Source organism: Stenotrophomonas sp. NY11291, assembly GCF_023277365.1.
GTDB classification, from domain to species: domain Bacteria; phylum Pseudomonadota; class Gammaproteobacteria; order Xanthomonadales; family Xanthomonadaceae; genus Stenotrophomonas; species Stenotrophomonas geniculata.
In genome coordinates, this window is sequence record NZ_CP096975.1 from 1,436,241 (window position 1) to 1,453,351 (window position 17,111).

14 protein-coding genes are annotated in these 17,111 nt (G+C 68.1%); 10 read left to right on the forward strand and 4 right to left on the reverse strand.

Annotation, left to right across the window (positions count from 1 at the left end; genetic code table 11):
- Positions 1-232: 232 nt before the first annotated feature.
- Positions 233-724: a methylated-DNA--[protein]-cysteine S-methyltransferase gene (locus M1L61_RS06705; protein ID WP_010483106.1), complete on the reverse strand. Its 492-nt coding sequence runs from the start codon at positions 722-724 to the stop codon at positions 233-235.
- A complete protein-coding gene (locus M1L61_RS06710; protein WP_049455656.1) occupies positions 721-2,199 on the reverse strand; it encodes a DNA-3-methyladenine glycosylase 2 in 1,479 nt (492 codons plus the stop codon). The genes M1L61_RS06705 and M1L61_RS06710 overlap by 4 nt, the downstream gene beginning before the upstream one ends.
- 405 nt (positions 2,200-2,604) lie before the next feature.
- On the opposite strand from M1L61_RS06710, the gene M1L61_RS06715 reads away from it, so the two are divergent.
- The 4 genes from M1L61_RS06715 to ubiM all read left to right on the forward strand — a co-directional run bounded on the left by M1L61_RS06715 (position 2,605) and on the right by ubiM (position 6,032).
- Positions 2,605-3,768 carry a hypothetical protein gene (locus M1L61_RS06715; RefSeq protein WP_010486407.1) on the forward strand — a complete coding sequence of 388 codons (1,164 nt, stop codon included), beginning with the start codon at positions 2,605-2,607 and terminating at the stop codon, positions 3,766-3,768.
- A gap of 58 nt (positions 3,769-3,826) precedes the next feature.
- Positions 3,827-4,372, forward strand: a complete 546-nt coding sequence (locus tag M1L61_RS06720; RefSeq protein ID WP_010486405.1) for a DUF4019 domain-containing protein — start codon at positions 3,827-3,829, stop codon at positions 4,370-4,372.
- An 11-nt stretch (positions 4,373-4,383) separates the two neighbouring features.
- Positions 4,384-4,773, forward strand: a complete 390-nt coding sequence (locus M1L61_RS06725; RefSeq protein WP_248854478.1) for an MAPEG family protein — start codon at positions 4,384-4,386, stop codon at positions 4,771-4,773.
- Positions 4,774-4,853: 80 nt separating this feature from the next.
- On the forward strand, positions 4,854-6,032 hold the full coding sequence (gene ubiM / locus M1L61_RS06730; RefSeq protein ID WP_248854479.1) for a 5-demethoxyubiquinol-8 5-hydroxylase UbiM: 1,179 nt from the start codon (positions 4,854-4,856) through the stop codon (positions 6,030-6,032).
- An 11-nt stretch (positions 6,033-6,043) separates the two neighbouring features.
- On the opposite strand, the gene M1L61_RS06735 is transcribed toward ubiM, so the two are convergent.
- Positions 6,044-6,265, reverse strand: a complete 222-nt coding sequence (locus M1L61_RS06735) for an RNA-binding S4 domain-containing protein (RefSeq protein WP_010486399.1) — start codon at positions 6,263-6,265, stop codon at positions 6,044-6,046.
- 267 nt (positions 6,266-6,532) lie between these two features.
- Here M1L61_RS06735 and M1L61_RS06740 point away from each other — a divergent pair, with 267 nt between their 5' ends.
- The 6 genes from M1L61_RS06740 (at position 6,533) to M1L61_RS06765 (ending at position 16,122) form a co-directional block, all read left to right on the forward strand.
- Entirely contained in the window at positions 6,533-8,479 is a 1,947-nt protein-coding gene (locus M1L61_RS06740; RefSeq protein WP_019337605.1) for a DEAD/DEAH box helicase, read from the forward strand.
- 218 nt (positions 8,480-8,697) lie between these two features.
- Complete coding sequence (locus tag M1L61_RS06745) at positions 8,698-11,121, forward strand: EAL domain-containing protein (protein WP_248854480.1); 2,424 nt, start codon at positions 8,698-8,700, stop codon at positions 11,119-11,121.
- A 110-nt stretch (positions 11,122-11,231) separates the two neighbouring features.
- Positions 11,232-12,896, forward strand: coding sequence for a diguanylate cyclase (locus tag M1L61_RS06750; RefSeq protein WP_248854481.1), 1,665 nt, complete (start codon positions 11,232-11,234; stop codon positions 12,894-12,896).
- A gap of 34 nt (positions 12,897-12,930) precedes the next feature.
- Positions 12,931-13,653, forward strand: coding sequence for a pseudouridine synthase (locus M1L61_RS06755; protein ID WP_010486389.1), 723 nt, complete (start codon positions 12,931-12,933; stop codon positions 13,651-13,653).
- Between the two features lie 116 nt (positions 13,654-13,769).
- Positions 13,770-14,840: a sensor domain-containing diguanylate cyclase gene (locus M1L61_RS06760; protein ID WP_248854482.1), complete on the forward strand. Its 1,071-nt coding sequence runs from the start codon at positions 13,770-13,772 to the stop codon at positions 14,838-14,840.
- A 121-nt stretch (positions 14,841-14,961) separates the two neighbouring features.
- Entirely contained in the window at positions 14,962-16,122 is a 1,161-nt protein-coding gene (locus M1L61_RS06765) for an AAA family ATPase (protein WP_054171319.1), read from the forward strand.
- 30 nt (positions 16,123-16,152) lie between these two features.
- Here the strand turns inward: M1L61_RS06765 and M1L61_RS06770 are convergent, their stop codons facing one another.
- Positions 16,153-17,100, reverse strand: coding sequence for a DMT family transporter (locus tag M1L61_RS06770; RefSeq protein WP_010486385.1), 948 nt, complete (start codon positions 17,098-17,100; stop codon positions 16,153-16,155).
- Positions 17,101-17,111 lie beyond the last annotated feature (11 nt).

Genomic DNA, 17,111 nt, shown 5'->3' on the forward strand with positions numbered 1-17,111 from the left:
CCTACCAGCAGCCGCGCAGTGCGCCGTCCCGACAGATCGCAGGAATCTGTCGAAGGCGTGGTGGGTCCGGTTGCGGGGGTGTCCGCGGCATGGATGCCGCGGCCAAGCCCCCATGGACGGGTTTACGGCGTCCCCCGCAACCGGACCCACCACGCCATGCCTCGGAATGCCGCTGTTGCTTCGGCCGTTGCGGTTGCCTCTGCGGGTGCCGGGCGCAGCCCGGCCAGCCCTCTCAGGCGAACAGCGGTGCCTGGCGTTGTTCCAGCCGCAACAGCGCGGCCTTGGTTTGCAGTCCGCCGCCGAAACCGGTCAGTGCACCGTTGCTGCCGATCACGCGATGGCAGGGCAGGATGATCGGCAGCGGGTTGCGGCCGTTGGCAGCGCCGACCGCACGGGTCGCACTGGGCTGGCCGAGGTGCTGCGCCAGCTGCAGGTAGCTCCAGGTCTGGCCGAACGGAATCAACGCCAGCGCCTGCCATACACGCAGCTGGAACGGCGTGCCACGTGGTGCCAGCACGAGGTCGAAGCTGTTGCGCTCGCCGTGCAGGAACTGCAGCAGTTGATCGCGTGCTTCCGGCAGTGCATCCGGGGCGTAGTGCCAGTCTTCGCGGCCGCGTGCCGGATGGCGGTTTTCCGGGAACAGCACATGCGACAGGCCACGCTCGTCACCGGCGATGGTCAACACGCCGATCGGGCTGTCGAAACGATCGAACAACAGGGTCATGTCGGTTCTCCAACGAAGGTGCCGGACAGGTGCCACAGATGCAGCACGGCATAGGCGCGCCACGGGCGCCACGGTTGCGAGCGGGCTTCGGTCGCACGCTCGCTCAGGCGCTGGCCCTGGGCGTGGCCGAGGACCTGCTGCAGCACCAGGTCACCGGCGGGGAAGGCATCGGGCTGGCCAAGTCCGCGCAGCGCGATGTACTGCGCGGTCCACGGGCCGATGCCGGGCAGTGCCACGCAGCGCGCAACGAATTCCTCCAATGCCTGACCGGGCCCGAAGTCGAGCTGGCCGCTGGCGCAGGCAGCGGCCAGCGCACGCACGGTGGCGGCGCGGGTGCGCGGCAGGCCGATCGATTCCAGCGGCGCCTCAGCCAGTACCTCGGGCGCGGGGAACTGGCGATCGAATTCCGATGGCATGCCCGGCAGGTGTGCGCCATAGGCATCGACCAGGCGCCGCGCGAAGGTGGTGGCCGCGGCCACGCTGACCTGCTGTCCGAGCACGGCGCGTACGCCCACCTCGAAGCCATCCCAGCCACCGGGCACGCGCAGACCGGGACGTTCGGCGATGCCTCGCGCCAGCAGCGGTTCCTCGCCCAGCGCGGCATGCACCTGCTGCAGGTCGGCATCCAGATCGAACACGCGACGCACGCGGCGCACGATGTCGGGGATCAGGCGCGGATCGACCGCGCCCAGCTGCAGGCGCAGTTCCGGGCGTTTCGGGTCGGCGGTGACGCGCAGCAGGGTGGGGCGCTCGGGTGTGCCGAGCACGCGCTGATAGCTGTCTTCGCCGATCAGTTCGATGCCGGGCAGGCTGCGCTTGCGCAGGAAGGCCAGCATGCGCGGGAAATCCAGCGGTGGACGGTACACCAGGCGCAGTACCAGGCCGCCGTCATCGGCGGCCGGCGGCTGATGCTGGCGACGCAGTGCCGTCGGTGCCATGCCGCAGCCCTGCAGGAAGGCGGTATTGAAGCGGCGCAGGCTGTTGTAGCCGGCGGCCAGCGCAACATCGGTCACCGGCAGCGTGGTCTCGGTCAGCAGCTGCTTGGCCAGCAGCAGGCGATGGGTGGCGTGGATCTGCCCCGGCGTCGCGCCCAGGTGTTCAACGAACAGGCGCTGCAGCTGGCGCGCGCTGAGGCCGATCTTCTGCGCGAGGTCGGCAACGGGCTGCTCCTGCAGGAAGCCGCCATGGATCAGGGCGAGGGCGCGCTGCACGATCTGCCCAGCCAATGCCTGCTGTGCCTGCGGCGCCAGTTCGGGACGACAGCGCAGGCACGGGCGGTAGCCGGCGGCGGCGGCCGCAGCGGCGGTCGGGTAGTAGGTGATGTTGCGCGGCTTCGGTGGCGGTGCCGGGCACACCGGGCGGCAGTAGATGCCGGTGCTGCGCACGGCGGTGAAGAACACGCCGTCGAAGCGTGCGTCGCGGGCCAGGCGGGCGCGGTCGCAGGCGGCGGTGTCGAGGGCGAGGGCGGTATCCATGGCGCCAGTCTAGGCGTGTGCGGGTGGAGATACTCGCCACATTCGGACATGGATGCTGAAGGGGGATCTGGCAGGGCTGCGCCCTGCACCCGCAGAATCAACGGCAACAGCTGAAGCAACAGCAGAAGCAACAGCAGAAGCGGGATTCCTGTGGGATGGCGTGGTGGGGCCGGTGGCAGGGGACGCCGTGAACCCGTCCATGGGGGCTTGGTCGCGGCATCCATGCCGCTCACACCCCTGCCACCGGACCCACCCCGCCTTCGACAGGTTCCTGAGGCTGTTGGTGGGTGTCGACCTTGGTCGACACGCTTTCCCAAGGGTCAGAAGGGGTTCAGTACCACGCGCTGAATGCGCGCTCCGGACGGGTAGACTGTGGCCCTTGCTCCCTTGAAATCCGGTTGCCCGATGTCCGCCAAACTCCGCTGGTTGCCCCTGTTGTGCCTGGCCCTGGCGGGCTGCAGTCAGCTGGAGAATCCGGGCAATGTGACCGCTGCCGACAAGGCGGCGCGGGCACCGGCCAGTGATGGCGAGAACATGGTGTCGATCAACGCCGCCGATGCGCCACCGCCGCCGGCGCCGCCGCGCAGCCGGGCGGATCGGCCGTGGCCGCAGGCGCAGCTGGAGAACGGGCGTGCGTGGGTCAGCTGCAGCACCGAATATGCCGGTGACGCGGGCGACGGTGTCGAGCTGGAAGGCCTGCAGCGCGAGCAGATCAGCCAGGCGCTGGCGCCTTGCGCCGAACGTGGCCTGATGCGCGTGCGCTACGCCGGCAAGATCAACCCGGGCTTCGCCGAGATGATGTGGCGGCTGGCCGTGGTTGCCGACCAGCAGAAGATCCACAAGCGCATCCTCGACCTGGATTCCAGCGGGGGCCAGGTGGAATCGGCGATCGTCGCCGGTGACAGTATCGGTGAATCCGGCTGGACCATCTGGGTGCGCGAAGGCTCGATCTGCCACAGTGCCTGCGTGTTCGTGCTGGCCGCCGGTGACAACCGCCTGCTGTCAGGCAAGGTTGGCATCCACCGCATGATGCGCATCAGCTCCAAGGCCACCTCGCGCGCAGAACTCAACCGCGAGCTGCACGAGGTCTACGACAACGTAAAGGACTACCTGCAGCGCAACGGCGTGGCGGTGGGCGTGGCTGATCTGATGATGACCGTGCCCAACCGCAGCCTGCGCCTGCTGACCGCGGACGAGCTGCGCCAGTACGGCCTGGATGGCACCAACGCGGTGCAGGACGATCTGGAACGGATCAAGCAGATGCGGGCCTGCGGCGATGATTTCGTGCAGCGCAAGGACGCGTTCCTGATCGCCTTCGACCAGCAGTGCAAGCGCGAAGGCGCCGACATGGAATCGATCAACAGCTGCGGCCAGGCACTGAAGCAGCGCTTCGGTTTCCCGGATGCAGTGTGCCCGGAAGAAAGCCCGCTGTCGGAGATCGACGTGGCGACGCTGCCGCCGGCACCGTCGGAGCCGCCGCCGGTGGCCGAACAGGCGCCGGCAGACTCCGGCACGCCTGCCGCGCAGGCCGATGCCGCCACGGTGGAAGGCAGCGCCAACGCGCGCTGACGAACAGCTCACCGCGCTGGCGTAGACTGCGGTTCTTTCCCGAGAACCGGCGGTGTCCATGAAGCGCGTGCTCCTGCTGCTGTCCCTGCTGCCCCTGACCGCATTGGCGCAGGCACCTGCACCGGCCACGCCCGCCCCGGCACCCGCGCGCCCGGCACCGGCCTCGCCAGCGGCTGCAAAACCGGCTACCGCCGGCGCTCCGGTGTTGACCGCCGCGCAGCAGGCGCAGGTGCAGAAACAGGACGCGGAAATGGGTGCGGCCGCAGTGAAGGCAGCGCAGCTGGTGGATGCCAACCGCGCAGGCGAATTGTGGGACGGCGCTTCGGCCGTCGCGCGTCGTGCGGTACCGAAGGCCGCCTTCGTCAGCCAGTTGACCAGCGAGCGCACGCGCCTGGGTGCGTTGGCCGGCCGCGGCCAGCCGACCATTACCCGGGTCAAGTACAGCGCCGGCGCTGCGGTGCCGGAAGGGTTGTACATCAACGTCAGCTTCCCGACCCGTTTCGCCAACAGCGCGCAGCCGGTGCGCGAGCTGGTCTCGTTCCGTTTCGACGAGGACCAGGTGTGGCGCCTGGCCGGTTACAGCCTGCGTGCGTCGGCACCCTGAGGAGATGCATGATGGCAACTGAACTGACGATGCTGGCCTGGTCGGTGCTGCTGGGCTTTGTCTACATTTTCGCCACCTCCACCGTGGTCACCCGCGAGCGCGGGATGAAGTGGAATGCTTCGGCACGCGATGGCGATGCAAAGCCGGTCAGCCCGCTGGCCGGTCGCCTGCAGCGGGCCCAGGCCAACTTCCTGGAAACCTTCCCGTTCTTTGCCGCTGCCGCCATCGCAGTGGTCGTGGCTGGGCGCGGCAACGACACCACCGCGCTGGCCGCGCAGGCCTACTTCTGGGCGCGCGTGGCCTACTTGCCGCTGTATGCCGCAGGCGTGCCCTACGTGCGCAGCCTGGTGTGGCTGGTGTCGCTGCTGTCGATCCTGGCGCTGGTGTTCGCGTTGTTGTGACCCGGGCCTGATCCAGATCAAGGCCGGTCAGGTGTGTGGCGCTATGCTGGCCCGGACTGAATCAACGGCAGGAGGCGCGCATGCGCAGGATGGACGTGGTGGTGGTCGGCGCCGGACCGGCAGGCCTGTGCTTCGCGCGCGCGCTGGCCGGCAGCGGGCTGCAGGTCGGGCTGGTCGAAGTGCAGCCGCGCCAAGCCTTGGCCGAAGCCGCCTTCGATGGCCGCGAGATCGCGCTGACCCATGCCTCGCGGCAGAGCATGGAGCAGCTGGGGTTATGGCAGCGCCTGCCGCACGCCGAAGTCGCTGAACTGCGCGATGCCAAGGTGATGAATGGTGGCTCGCCGTTCGCGCTGACCTTCGCCAGCAGCCAGGTCGACGGCCAGCCGCTGGGCTGGCTGGTGCCCAATCATCTGATCCGCCGTGCTGCATGGGATGCCGTGCAGGGCCAGGACGGCCTGGAGCTGTTCGACGGGCGCAAGGTGCAGGGCGTGCAGGCCGATGCACAGGGCCATGTGGTCAAACTCGATGACGGCAGCCAATTGCATGCGCGGCTGCTGGTGGCCGCTGACAGCCGCTTCTCCGCCACCCGCCGCATGCTCGGCATCGGTGCGCAGATGCGCGACTTCGGCAAGTCGATGCTGGTGTGCCGCATGCAGGTCGAGCGCGACCATCACCACACTGCCTGGGAATGGTTCGGCTACGGCCGCACGATGGCGCTGCTGCCGCTCAACGAGGGCCAGGAGTCGGCGGTGATCACGCTGCCGCCGCGGCAGATTGAAGAACTGCTGGCAATGGATGAGGTGGCCTTCGGTGAGGCCATCAGCGGTTGCTTCGAACATCGCCTGGGCCGCATGCAGCCGGTGGCCACGCCGCAGGCGTATCCGCTGGTAGGTGTGTACGCGCACCGCTTTGTCGGCGAGCGTTCGGCACTGATCGGCGATGCCGCAGTCGGCATGCACCCGGTCACCGCGCATGGCTTCAACCTGGGACTGGCCAGCGCACAGCGGCTGGCGCAGGGCATCGTCGAGCAGCAGCGTCGCGGTGCCGACATTGCCGCGGCCGGCATGCTGGCCAGCTACCAGCGCGGTCACCGGCTGGCGTCGCGGCCGCTGTACGAGGCCACCAATGCGATCGCCAGCCTGTACACCGACGATCGCCGTCCGGCGCGCCTGCTGCGGGCGGCCGGCCTGCGCCTGGCGCAGGGCGTAGCACCGTTCAGGCAGCTGATTGCCTCGCACCTGACCCAGCGCGTGGCCTGAACAGCTTCAGATCAGCCGGCAGCCAGCACCCGGATCTGGCTGTCGGCGAATTCGACCACCTGGCCTGCGCGAATCTTGCAGGCCTTGCGCAGTTCGACTTCGCCATCGACCCGCACCTGGCCGTCACCGATGACCATCTTGGCTTCGCCGCCGCTGGTGACCAGGTCGGCCAGCTTCAGCAACTGCTTGAGTTCGACGTAGTCACCGTCGAGGTCGAATTCGAGAATCTGCATGGAGCGGGTTTCCTGGGAAGGGGAGGGGGCCAGCGGCCGGGCCGGGGAAGAGGGCGCGTATTGTGCGCCAGCACGGGGCATGACGACACGCGCACGGCAAGCTGTACACCTTGTTCAGGATCAATGCGGTATGATTCCGCTCTGAGCGAGTGAAATCTCCTCCAACCGAGCAGCGCCAGGGCACGCGATAAGAAGGGCGCCCAAAGCGCGGACCATCACCTTTTTTATCGCACTGCCAGGAAGACGGCAGTGTCTTCGGAGTTCCCCATGTCCCAAGATTCCCAAGCGCCGCTGCAGTTTGCGCAGCTCGGCCTGTCCGAGCCCGTGATGCAGGCGGTCACCGCCATCGGCTACGAAACCCCGTCGCCGATCCAGGCCGCCACCATCCCGGCGATGCTGGAAGGCCGCGACGTGCTGGGCCAGGCCCAGACCGGCACCGGCAAGACCGCCGCGTTCGCGCTGCCGGTACTGTCCAACATCGACCTGCAGCAGATCAAGCCGCAGGCCCTGATCCTGGCACCGACCCGCGAGCTGGCCATCCAGGTTGCCGAGGCGTTCCAGTCCTATTCGTCGAAGATCCCGGGCTTCCGCGTGCTGCCGGTGTACGGCGGCCAGCCGTACGGCCAGCAGCTGTCGGCCCTGCGCCGTGGTGTGCACATCGTGGTCGGTACCCCCGGCCGCGTGATCGACCACCTGGACCGCAGCACCCTGGACCTGTCCGAGCTGAAGACCCTGGTGCTGGACGAAGCTGATGAAATGCTGCGCATGGGCTTCATCGACGACGTCGAAGCCGTGCTGAAGAAGCTGCCGGAGCAGCGCCAGGTGGCCCTGTTCTCGGCCACCATGCCGCCGCAGATCCGCCGCATCGCGCAGACCTACCTGCAGGACCCGGTGGAAGTGACCATCGCGGCCAAGACCACCACCTCGGCCAACATCCGCCAGCGTTACTGGTGGGTGAGCGGCATGCACAAGCTGGATGCGCTGACCCGCATCCTGGAAGTCGAGCCGTTCGACGCGATGATCATCTTCGCGCGTACCAAGGCCGGCACCGAAGAACTGGCCAGCAAGCTGCAGGCCCGTGGCCTGGCCGCTGCCGCCATCAACGGTGACATGCAGCAGGCCCAGCGTGAGCGCACCATCGCCATGCTGAAGGAAGGCAAGCTGGACATCCTGGTGGCCACCGACGTGGCCGCCCGTGGCCTGGACGTGGAGCGCATCAGCCACGTGCTGAACTACGACATCCCGTACGACACCGAAAGCTACGTGCACCGCATCGGCCGTACCGGCCGTGCCGGCCGCAGCGGCGAGGCGATCCTGTTCGCCACCCCGCGCGAGAAGGGCATGCTGCGCCAGATCGAGCGCGCTACCCGCCAGCCGATCGAAGAGATGCAGCTGCCGAGCGTGGAGGCGGTCAACGACACCCGCATCAACAAGTTCACCTCGCGCATCAGCGAAACCCTCGGCGCCGGTGGCCTGGACTTCTACCGCCAGCTGCTGGAGCGCTTCGAGAACGAGCAGAACGTGCCCGCCATCGAGATCGCCGCCGCGCTGGCAAAGCTGCTGCAGGGTGACACCCCGTTCCTGCTGCAGCCGCCGGTGCGCGCCCCGCGTGAAGAGCGCGCGCCGCGCGAGCGCTTCGACCGTGGCGACCGTCCGGAGCGTGGCGATCGATTCGACCGCAACGAGCGTGGTCCGCGCTTCGAGCGTGGCCCGCGTCGTGACGACGCCGAAGGTGGTTTCGAGCAGCGTCCGCGCCGCGAGGTTCCGCCGCGTGGTGCACCGGAGCAGGGCATGGAGACCTACCGCATTTCGGTGGGCCACCAGCATGGCGTGAAGCCGGCCAACATCGTCGGCGCCATTGCCAACGAAGCCGGACTGGAAAGCCGCTTCATCGGCCGCATCGACATCCACGACGACTTCTCGCTGCTGGACCTGCCGGCGCAGATGCCGCCGGACGTGCTGTCGCACCTGCAGAAAGTGTGGGTGTCCGGCCAGCAGCTGCAGATGCGTGCGCTGGCCCCGGGTGAAGACACCAACCCGGCCCCGCGTCCGTTCAAGCCGCGCTTCGACAAGCGTGGTCCGGGCGGCCCGGGTGGCCCGCGTCGTGGCGGCCCGGGTGGTCCGGGTGGCCATGGTGGCGACCGCGGCGGTGACCGCGACAGCCGCCCGCCGCGTCGTGATGGCTTCAAGCCGCGCGGCCCGCGCAGCTTCTAAGCCGCACCCGCAGCCGTCCTGATCAACGCCAGCCTCCGGGCTGGCGTACAGGAAAAGGGGACGGAGGGGATTAAGTCGTAAATGGCAGGCCGCGCGCTTATGCCGAAAACGACTTAATCCCCTCCGTCCCCTTTTTCGCATGGCCCACACATTGCCGGTCATAGGCTGGGCCGGTTCCAAGGGAGGTTGTCACCGCAGCACATTCGGGGGGATCCGGGATGGGTAGAAGTGGCACGGACCAGCAGAGCCGGCGGGTGCCGATGACCCGTGGCCTGGGATTGCGCTTTGCGTTGTTGACGGGCATGGCGATCGGGTTGGTCGCGCTGTCCGCCTTGATCCAGGAGCTGCAGGCGGCCTCCACCGCATGGATCGCCGGCCAGGGCTACTGGTCGCGTGGTCAGCAGGATGCGACCGCCGCACTCAGCCGCTATCTGGCGCGCGGTGATGCCCAGGACCTGGACGACGCGCGCCAGGCGCTGCGGATTCCGTTGGGGGATCTGCAGGCCCGGCTGGCGCTGGAACAGGCGGTACCGGACGAGGAGAAGGCCAGGCAGGGCTTCCTGCAGGGCGGCAACGCGCGCGCCGATATTCCGCGCCTGGTGTTCTCGTTCCGCTATGCACGCGACATCGGTGCATTCCGGGAAGCAAGCACGCTGTGGCGACAGACCGATGATGACCTGTTGGCCGTGCAGCGGCTGGTCGCCGAGCTGCAGTCGGGGCATGCCCACGGGGCGCTGCCAGTGGCGGACCGCGACCGGTACCTGCAGCAGCTGCGTGATCTGGACCGGCGGTTGCAGGTGCAGGCACAGGCATTTTCCCAGGCGTTGCTGCGCATGGCCACGATGGTGCGGATCGCCACGCTTGTGGTCGGTGGGCTGTCGGTGCTGGCGATCAGCCTGATGGCCGTCGCGCTGGCGCGCCGCGTCGGCAAGGACCTGACCGAGCACGAAAGCCGCTTCCGTGCGGCCTTCTACCAGGCCAATGTCGGCATGCTCAAGCTCGACACCGACGGCAAGGTGATCGAAGCCAACCAGGCGATGGCCGATATCCTCGACTACCGACGCGACGTGCTGCTGCAGATGTCGCTCGGTGATCTGCTGATGGAAGGCGAACTGGTCATCGATGGCGTCGGCCGCATTGACTGGGACCGGCAGCTGCGGCCGAGTGAGCTGCGCTTCTGCCGCCGCGATGGCAGCCTCGTGTGGGGGCGCTGGAGTGGCACCGGCGTGCGCAGCGCGGGAGGTGGCCTGTCGGTGTTTGCGATCATCGAGGATGTCAGTCAGAACCATGCCCTGGCGCGCGAGATCGAACACCACGCCAGCCACGATCCGCTGACCGGCCTGATCAACCGGCGCGAGATCGAGCGGCTGCTGGAACGTTCGCTGCTGCAGGTGCGCAGCGACGGCGGCACGCATGCGCTGTGCTACATCAACCTGGACCACTTCAAGCTGGTCAACGACAGCTTCGGCCACGCCGCCGGTGACCAGATGCTGCGCAGTTTCGCCGACTATCTGGTGGCTGCAGTGCGTGACGGTGACTGGGTCGGCCGCCTGGGCGCCGACGAGTTCGCCGTGTTCCTCGCCCATGCCGGGCAGGACGAGGCCAAGCGGGTGCTGCAGCGGGTGATCCGCAACCTGGGCCAAGCCACGTTCCCGATCAGCGAGGGCAGCCCGCAGCTGAGCTGCAGCATCGGTGTGGTTGAAGTCAGCGCCGACGCCCCCGATGCGAACTGGCTCATGAGTGCTGCCGACAGCGCCTGCTATGCCGCCAAGCAGGCCGGTCGCAACCGGGTGCACTGTTTCAATGAGAACCGCATGGCGCTGGAGGAGCGCCGCCGGGAAGCCGAGCGGTTGCAGGGCGTCAGCCTGGCGATGGCCGAGAACCGCATGCTGCTGTATGCGCAACGCATCGCCCGCGTGGGCGATCCGACCTACCTGCACTACGAAGTGCTGGTGCGCATGCGCGGTACCGACGGCAGCCTGCACCTGCCCGGACAGTTCATGCCGGCAGTGGAGCGCTATGGCATGGCGGTGGCGCTGGATCGTCACGTGCTCGGGCTGCTGTTCCGCCACCTGCAGGTGTGCCCGGCACACGTGCGCCAGCTGGGCCTGTGCAACGTCAACGTCTCGGCGCAGTCGATCGCCGAGCCCGGCTTCCTCGCCTTCGTCTGCGACCTGCTCGAGCGCAACCGCGCGCTGGCCTCCAAGCTGTGCTTCGAGATCACCGAGACTGCGGCGATCAGCAACCTCACCCAGGCCCGTGCATTCATCGATGCGGTCAAGGCGCGGGGCTGCCGGATGGCACTGGATGACTTCGGCTCCGGCCTGTCTTCTTTCGGCTATCTGCGCCAGTTGCCTGCGGACATCCTGAAGATCGACGGCGCCTTCGTGCGGGACATGGATACTGATCCAGTCAGCCACGCCACAGTTCGCGCGATCAGCGAGCTCGGGCGCGAGCTGCAGATGGAAGTGGTGGCCGAGTGGGTGGAGACCGCCGAGGTTGCCGGTGCGCTGACCCGGCTTGGCGTGCAGGGCCTGCAGGGCTATGCCATCGAACGCCCGCAGCCGCTGGAGCGGCTGACCCTGGCCGATCTGCGCCCGGTGCGGCTGGTCGCGGTGAAGGGGCCGCCGGGGGCTGGCTGAACGGCGTGGCGGCGACTTTGGTCTACACGTGCGGCGTACGTCCGGCTGCGATAATGCCGGCCAGGGGCGACGCGCAGTGGGCGCGGGCGTAAGCAACAACAGGATGTGGCGTGGGCGGCAGGCAGTGGCAGTACGGAACGGGAGCGGTGCTGGTCGTACTGCTGGCGTGGTTGGCGACGCCGTGGCCGCTGCAGGCCGCAGTGGTGGAATCGGGGCGCGATTACCTGCTGGTCGGTGGCGCCACCGATGAGCCCACCCCACATCGTGCGTGCACGCCGCACATGCTGTCGGGCCCGCGCCAGCAGGTGCTGGTGCCGGCTCCGCGGGAAGGCTGGTCGGGCCAGCCACAGGCGCTGGACGTGTTCAATGTCTTTGCCGGCGAAGTGCGGGTACAGCACGGTGACCGCGAAATCTGCGGCAACATGCACGACGCCCGCACCCGTGATTCGCGCTTCCGTGCAGGCATCGGCCTGGTGGCCGTACCGCCGGCCGGCAGCCATGAGCCGTTCCTGGTTTCCTGGCAGACACCGCTGAAGACACGTTGGGTACCGACCCTGCGGCTGGGCGCGCCCAGCCCGGTGCAGCAGAACGACACCGCCCGCCTGCTGATGCGTGCTGCCTGCATCGCCGTGGCGATCGCACTGGCGCTGTCGGCGTTGATGGCCTTCCTGACCACGCGCGATCGCAGCTTCCTGGTTTACGTCGCCGGCACCACGGTACTGGTGCTGTGGCAGGCGATCCTCGGTGGCCTCAGCGGCTACCCGGAACCGTGGCTGCCGGTGGGGGAGCGTGGGGCCTGGTGGCTGCTCTCGCTGACCGCCGCCACGCAGGCGCTGGTACTGCCGGCACTGTGGCGGCTGAACGGCGGTGACCGCGTATGGCCACGGTCGCGGCCGCTGCAGGCGACCGTGCTGTGGGGCCTGCTGGCGCTGGCCGTCCTGGTGCCGTGGCTGCGCTGGGAACAGCTGGCCTGGGTCGCGCAGGGCCTGCAGGTGACCTATCTGCTGGGGTGTGGCCTGGCGTTGCTGATGGGCGTATGGGCACGTTGGCGTGGCGACCGTTGGTCGCAGGCAGGACTGGCCGCATTGGCACCCATGCTGGTCCTGATCATCGCCGATGCCTGCCGTGCGGAATGGTTGTTGGAGTACCGGGTCGAAGCACTGCAGCTGGCGGTGACCTGGCTGCTGATGATGGCGGCCTATGCCATGAACCAGCGGCTGGGCCGACTGCGCCAGCAGCGCGATGAACTGCGTCAGCTGGCCGAAACCGACGGCCTGACCGGACTGCCGAATCGCCGCGCCGGCCTGCAGCAGCTGGCCCGTCACCTGGCACAGGTCGACCGTGAGCGTGGCCCGCTGGTGATCGGCTTCCTCGACATCGACCTGTTCAAGGACATCAACGACCGCCACGGCCATGCCGTGGGCGACCAGGTACTGGTGGCGGTGGCACGCGCGCTGCGCACTGCGGTGCGCAGCCAGGACGAAGTGGTGCGGATGGGCGGCGAGGAGTTCCTGCTGCTGATGCCCGGCATGCCGCGCGAGGCGGCGTCGGCGCGGCTGGACCGCCTGCGCCAGCGCATCACCGAGGCCGGGCAGGCCCTGCAGGTGCCGGGGCTGGAAGTGACCGCCAGCATCGGCCTGGCGCGGTGGCGGCCGGGCGAGGACGATCTGGCCGGGCTGTTGCGGCGGGCCGACCATGCCATGTACGTGGCCAAGCGCGCCGGCCGCAACCGGGTGTTCGACGGTGAAGAGCTCGATCCGCCCGGCCTGGCATGAAGCGCTGCGAGCGGCGATGCCGGATAATAGGGCGATGACCACCCGACTCAACAAACATATCGCCGACACCGGCTTCTGCTCCCGCCGCGAGGCCGATCGCCTGATCGCCGCCCGCCGGGTCACCGTCAACGGCCATCCGGCCGGCACTGGCGCGGTGGTGGGCGACGAAGACCAGGTGCTGGTCGACGGCCAGCCACTGCGCGCGCGCGTGGCCCGCAAGCCCGGCGCACGCCGCCATGTCTACATCGCGCTGAACAAGCCGGTGGGTGTCACCTGCACGACCGAAACCTCGGTCAAGGGCAACATCGTCGATTTCGTCGGCCACGAGCAGCGCATCTTCCCGATCGGGCGCCTGGACAAGGAATCCGAAGGCCTGATCCTGATGACCAGCAACGGCGACATCGTCAACCAGATCCTGCGTGCCGAGAACGGCCACCAGAAGGAGTACCTGGTGGCGGTGAACAAGCCGGTTACCGATGAGTTCCTGCGCGGCATGGCGCGCGGTGTGCGCATCCACGACCAGATGACGTTGCCGTGCAAGACCTCGCGCATCGCCAAGTTCGGTTTCCGCATCACCCTGCAGCAGGGCCTGAACCGGCAGATCCGCCTGATGGCCGCCGAATTCGGCTATCGCGTGACCCAGCTGCGCCGCGTGCGCATCGACAACATCAAGATCGGCGCGTTGAAGCCGGGCCAGTGGCGTAACCTGACCGAGCAGGAGCTGCAGGGCCTGTTGCCGAAGCAGCTGGACTGGTAAACGGCCTCTGTAGAGCCGAGCCCTGCTCGGCTGCCCTTTTGTCCGGGTGCAGCCGAGCATGGGCTCGGCTCTACATCGGCTAGACTCCGCAGTGACCTGCCGGAATGTGACGCTGCATGATCAAGCCCGACAAGCCTGCCAACGAAGCGCTTCGGCTCGAGGCGCTGTACCGCTACCGGATCCTTGATTCGCAGCGCGAGAAGTCATTCGACGACCTGGTGGCGATCGCCAAGACGGTCTGCGGTACCTCGATGGCGGCGGTGACCCTGATCGATGTCGAGCGGCAGTGGTTCAAGTCGATCCAGGGCATCGACGCGGCGGAGAACCTGCGCAGCGAATCGATGTGTGGCCACGCCATCCTGCAGCCGCAGGAAATCATGGTGGTCGAGGACGCGTTGCAGGACATCCGCTTCCACGACAACCCGGTGGTGACCGGCGACCCGCACATCCGCTTCTACGCCGGTGCGCCACTGATCAGTTCCGATGGCCTGCCACTGGGTACGTTGTGCGTGTTCGATGCACATCCGCAGCACCTGCCCAGCGACAAGGCCGAGGCACTGGCCGCTCTGTCACGGCAGGTGATGCTGGTGATGGAGCTGCGCCGTTTCGCGCTCGACATCCAGAAGCACATGCTGGAACGCGATGACTACGAGCGCCTGCTGTCGGAGTACCAGGACGTGCTGCTGGCGCAGAATGCCGACCTGGCCGAGCAGAGCCGCACCGATGCGTTGACCGGACTGCCGAACCGCCGCGCGATGGCGGCGGCACTGGAAGAGGCGGTGGCGGAGATCGATGGGCAACCGGGAGTGGCCTGCGTGGCCCTGCTGGACATCGATCACTTCAAGCACATCAACGATTTCCAGGGCCACGCCACCGGCGACCGGGTGCTGGCCGAGCTGGGCGTGCTGCTGCGCTCGCATTTCGCCGGCCGTGGCATGGCCGCGCGCTATGGCGGCGAGGAGTTCGTGGCGGTGATGCCGGGCACTGATCTGCGCACGGCCGAACTGCAATGCGAGTTCCTGCGCCTGGCCGTGGCAGACCTTCCGCTGGGTTTCCCGGTCACGATCAGCATCGGCGTTGCCCAGCACCAGGCAGGTGAAAGCGTGGATGACATGCTGGCGCGCGCCGACAAGGCGCTGTACCGGGCCAAGGGCAACGGTCGCAACCGGGTGGAACGGGCAGGCTGAGCCCTGCATGCAGTAGGTCCACGCCCTGCGTGGATGATTTTGCCGATGGGATAACGCCGTGTCGCGGCCTGTGCGATTGTGCCCGGCGAATATGCCGTTTCTGTTCCCACGGACGCCGACCATGCTGCAGACCCTGGCCATCGCCCACTATCGTTCGCTGCACGGGCTGGTACTGCCGCTGCAGCAGTTGAACGTGGTGACCGGTGATAACGGCAGTGGCAAGTCCAGCCTGTACCGCGCGCTGCGCCTGCTGGCGGAGACCGCACAGGGCGGCGTTGCGGCGGTGCTGGCCCGCGAAGGGGGGCTGGGTTCGGCGCTGTGGGCCGGCCCCGAATCCATCGATCGCCGGGTTGCGGCCGGCGATATCCCGCTGCAGGGTGGCCCTCGGCAGGCATCGGTGGGATTGAAGCTCGGCTTCACCACCGACGAATTCGGCTATGCCATCGACCTGGGCTATCCGCCGCCCAGCCGTTCGGCGTTTGCGCTGGATCCGCAGATCAAGGCGGAGGCGATCTGGGCCGGGCCATTCCTGCGCAGCGCCAACCTGCTGGTTGATCGCCGTGGGGTAATGGTGCGGCAACGTCATGCGCGCGGCTGGGATCTCGTGGATGACCGGTTGTCGCTGTTCGACAGCCTGTTCACCCAGGTCGGCGATCCGCAGCGCATGCCGGAAACCATCGCCTTGCGTGAGTACATCCGTCGCTGGCGCTTCTACGACCATTTCCGCAGCGACGCCCATGCCCCGGCGCGACAACCGGCGATGGCCACGCGCACGCCGGTGCTGCATCACGACGGCCGGGATCTGGCGGCAGCGTGGGTGACCATTCTCGAGATCGGAGATCCGGTCGCGTTGGCACGCAGCGTCGACGATGCGTTCCCCGGCGCCACGGTCGGCTTCGAAGAGCTGGACGGTCGACTGGCCCTGCGCTTCCACCAGCCGGGGTTGCTGCGGCCGTTGTCGATGGCCGAACTGTCCGACGGTACGCTGCGCTTCCTGCTGCTGGCTGCTGCGCTGCACACGCCACGCCCGCCGCCGCTGCTGGTGCTCAACGAGCCGGAGACCAGCCTGCATCCGGACCTGCTGCCGGCGCTGGCGCGGCTGATCATCGCGGCCAGTGCGCGCAGCCAGGTGTGGGTGGTGTCACACGCCAGCCGGTTGATCGCAGCACTGGAGCAAGCGCCCGGCTGTCATTCGCTGCACCTGCACAAGGAACAGGGCCGCACGCTGCTGAGCGGGCAGGGCCTGCTGGATGCTCCGGCATGGCACTGGCCGCAGCGTTGATACGGCCATCCACGCCCTGCGTGGACGCGCTCAATCGGCGATGTTGCGTGCCTCGGCCGTGCCAAGGATTTCCGGATGCTGCACCGGCTTGCGGCGGTTCAGCAGGGGATGCAGGAACACCGCGCCGACGATGATCGCCACGCCCAGGTAGAACCACGGGGTGACCTCGTGCTGCTCGCGCAGCAGCACCACCGCCAGCACCACCGCATAGACCGGTTCCAGGTTGGTCACCAGCTGCACCGTGTAGGCGCTCAGGTGGCGCAGCGCGACCAGGGCCAGGGCGAACGGCAGCAGCGTGCAGAAGCCGGCCAGGACCAGCAGCAGGATGCCGTCGTGCAGGTCCGGAACCACCCACAGCGGGCTGGCCAGCGCCGGCAGCAGGTAGGGCATCAGCGGTGCCAGCAGGGTCAGGGTGAGGGTGCCCGCACCCAGCTCCAGTGCGGTGACCGTGAGCGGATCCGCGTGGCTGACCATGCGCTTGTTGAGCGAGCCGAACACTGCCACCAGCAGCGCCGAGATCGCGCCGATCAACACACCGAGGCGCATGCCATCGGGCACGCCGCCGACCACCAGCGCAACACCCGGCAGCACCGCCAGGCCGAACGCCAGTTCACGCAGCTGGAACGGCCGCTTGGCCACCCATGGCTCGATGATCGAGGTGAACACCGGCGCCAGCGCGATGCAGGTGGCGGCCACCGAGGCATTGGCCAGCTTCACCGCACCGTAGAACGTCAGCCAGTGCAGGGCGACCAGCGCGCCGATGCCGGCGTAGCCGGCCACCAGCCGCAGGGGCAGGGTACGCAGCCCGCGCCACACCCGTGGCAGCAGGGCCAGCATCGCCGTCACCAGCAGCATGCGCCACCATACCAGCGGCAATGCGGGCAGGGTGATCAGCTTGCCGAGGATGGCGGTGATGCCCCACAGCAGGACACAGAAATGGATCTGCCACAGCGCTTTGCGGGTGTCGGGTGTGCTCATCTGCCTATTGT

What these genes read in the sequence shown, in the direction of transcription:
- M1L61_RS06725 (WP_248854478.1), top strand. Translation starts at nt 4,384, where the DNA reads ATGGCAACTGAACTGACGATGCTGGCCTGGTCGGTGCTGCTGGGCTTT.
- M1L61_RS06720 (WP_010486405.1), top strand. Translation starts at nt 3,827, where the DNA reads ATGAAGCGCGTGCTCCTGCTGCTGTCCCTGCTGCCCCTGACCGCATTG.
- M1L61_RS06740 (WP_019337605.1), top strand. Translation starts at nt 6,533, where the DNA reads ATGTCCCAAGATTCCCAAGCGCCGCTGCAGTTTGCGCAGCTCGGCCTG.
- M1L61_RS06705 (WP_010483106.1), bottom strand. Translation starts at nt 724, where the DNA reads ATGACCCTGTTGTTCGATCGTTTCGACAGCCCGATCGGCGTGTTGACC.
- M1L61_RS06710 (WP_049455656.1), bottom strand. Translation starts at nt 2,199, where the DNA reads ATGGATACCGCCCTCGCCCTCGACACCGCCGCCTGCGACCGCGCCCGC.
- M1L61_RS06765 (WP_054171319.1), top strand. Translation starts at nt 14,962, where the DNA reads ATGCTGCAGACCCTGGCCATCGCCCACTATCGTTCGCTGCACGGGCTG.
- ubiM (WP_248854479.1), top strand. Translation starts at nt 4,854, where the DNA reads ATGCGCAGGATGGACGTGGTGGTGGTCGGCGCCGGACCGGCAGGCCTG.
- M1L61_RS06715 (WP_010486407.1), top strand. Translation starts at nt 2,605, where the DNA reads ATGTCCGCCAAACTCCGCTGGTTGCCCCTGTTGTGCCTGGCCCTGGCG.
- M1L61_RS06770 (WP_010486385.1), bottom strand. Translation starts at nt 17,100, where the DNA reads ATGAGCACACCCGACACCCGCAAAGCGCTGTGGCAGATCCATTTCTGT.
- M1L61_RS06755 (WP_010486389.1), top strand. Translation starts at nt 12,931, where the DNA reads ATGACCACCCGACTCAACAAACATATCGCCGACACCGGCTTCTGCTCC.
- M1L61_RS06735 (WP_010486399.1), bottom strand. Translation starts at nt 6,265, where the DNA reads ATGCAGATTCTCGAATTCGACCTCGACGGTGACTACGTCGAACTCAAG.
- M1L61_RS06760 (WP_248854482.1), top strand. Translation starts at nt 13,770, where the DNA reads ATGATCAAGCCCGACAAGCCTGCCAACGAAGCGCTTCGGCTCGAGGCG.
- M1L61_RS06745 (WP_248854480.1), top strand. Translation starts at nt 8,698, where the DNA reads ATGGGTAGAAGTGGCACGGACCAGCAGAGCCGGCGGGTGCCGATGACC.